2 protein-coding genes and 1 pseudogene are annotated in these 1,540 nt (G+C 65.3%); all 3 read right to left on the bottom strand.

Annotation, left to right across the window (positions count from 1 at the left end; all coding sequences use genetic code 11):
• On the bottom strand, positions 1-496 hold a 496-nt coding region (locus EOA27_RS35945), incomplete at its 3' end, for an alanine racemase (protein ID WP_189562299.1).
• A gap of 371 nt (positions 497-867) precedes the next feature.
• A complete protein-coding gene (locus EOA27_RS35935) occupies positions 868-1,383 on the bottom strand; it encodes an RNA pyrophosphohydrolase (protein ID WP_126080698.1) in 516 nt (171 codons plus the stop codon).
• Between the two features lie 51 nt (positions 1,384-1,434).
• A pseudogene (locus EOA27_RS42715) lies at positions 1,435-1,540 on the bottom strand (divergent polysaccharide deacetylase family protein); the annotation flags it as partial.

The raw sequence follows: 1,540 nt of genomic DNA, 5'->3' as shown, positions 1-1,540 counted from the left end.
CCGCCTCGACGTCCGTCGGCGCCATGCCGAGCCGGGCCATGCCGCTATCGACCTGGATGGCGGCAGGCAGGCTCCGGCCCGCGCTCCGCGCGGCCTGGCGCCAGGCCTTCAGCTGGATGGCGCTGTTGACGACCGGGCAAAGTCCGGCCGCTTGCGCTTCCGGTTCCGAACCCGGAGGCAGTCCGTTCAGCACGAAGATGTCAGGTCCGGGCCCGATCGCGTTGCGCAGCGCGATGCCCTCGTCGGGCAGCGCGACGAAGAAGATGTCGCAGCCCTCTTTCGCCAGCGCCTCGGCCACTTGGGCGGCGCCAAGTCCATAGCCGTCTGCCTTGAGCACGCCGGCGCAGCGAACGCCGCCCAGCCGCGCCTTCAACCGGCGATAGTTTTCCCGGATGGCGCCGAGGTCGATCGTCAGGATCGCGCCGGCGGCCGCCTCGCTGACCGTCGAACCATTGGCAGCGACTGTTTGCAGCGAAGTCACTTCGGCATCACTCATCAAGGCAATCGTCGCAGGCGGTTTGCAATTGTTGCGGCGACGCACGACTTTGGACGCTGGCGCTGCCCCTCACCTGCCTGCCGGCATCCTCTCCCCGTATAGTGACGGGAGAGGGGCGCTGTCGCTGCCGATTTCGCCAATCACCAACGTCGCAAGAAGCGCGCCGAGGCTGCGGCCAGCCCCTTCTCCCCGTCACTATACGGGGAGAAGTGCCCGGCAGGGCGATGAGGGGCAGCGCCGACGCTTCGCTAAAGTGCGCTTGCCGCGCGTCGTTCATGTTTGCCTCTTTGCATGCAGCACATCAGCATCAACAAAGCATGATCTCGACTACGGTGCCAACCTCTTCGCTTGCCGAACTTAGCCTGCCACGTCTAGCGAACAAGATGCTGGAATGCCTCCACAACCTGCTCATAGACCTTGCGCTTGAACGGTACGATCAGCTCGGGCAGCTCGCGCATCGGCCGCCAGGCCCATTCGTCGAATTCGGCCGTGTGGCCGCCGGGCGGCGGATTGATTGCGATCTCGCTCTCATCGCCCTCGAAGCGGTAGGCGAACCATTTCTGCGTCTGGCCACGATAGCGGCCCTTGAAGGCGACGCCGACCAGATGCGGCGGCAGGTCGTAATTGATCCAGTGCGGCGCCTCGGCAAGCAGCGACACGCTGCGCATGCCGGTTTCCTCATAGAGTTCGCGGCCCGCGGCCTCGATCGGCTCCTCGCCCTTGTCGATGCCACCTTGCGGCATCTGCCAGAGCTGCGTGGTGCCGGCAAACTCGCTGTCCGGCTCGGCGATGCGGTGCCCGACCCAGACCAGGCCGGCCTTGTTGAGGATCATCAGCCCGACGCAGGGACGATAAGGCAGCGTTTCGGGATCGATCGTCTTGGCCATGGGTCAGCGTTCCAGCGGTCTCGAGGATTGAGTGCGGCGAGGCGGGTAGCGTTAGCCCTTTTGCGGATCTATGGCCACCGCCGAGATCGGCACGATCTCGATGCCGCGCTTCTTCGCCTCAGTGATCCAGGACGTAACCGTGTCGACGGTGATGTCG

This window comes from Mesorhizobium sp. M2A.F.Ca.ET.037.01.1.1 (assembly GCF_003998075.1).
Classification (GTDB): Bacteria; Pseudomonadota; Alphaproteobacteria; order Rhizobiales; family Rhizobiaceae; genus Mesorhizobium.
The sequence above is the reverse complement of the archived record's forward strand: the minus strand, read 5'-3'. Positions and strand labels throughout refer to the sequence as shown.

Bases quoted from the DNA above. Each gene is read 5' to 3' on its own strand.
- EOA27_RS35935 (WP_126080698.1), bottom strand. From the start codon at position 1,383: ATGGCCAAGACGATCGATCCCGAAACGCTGCCTTATCGTCCCTGCGTC.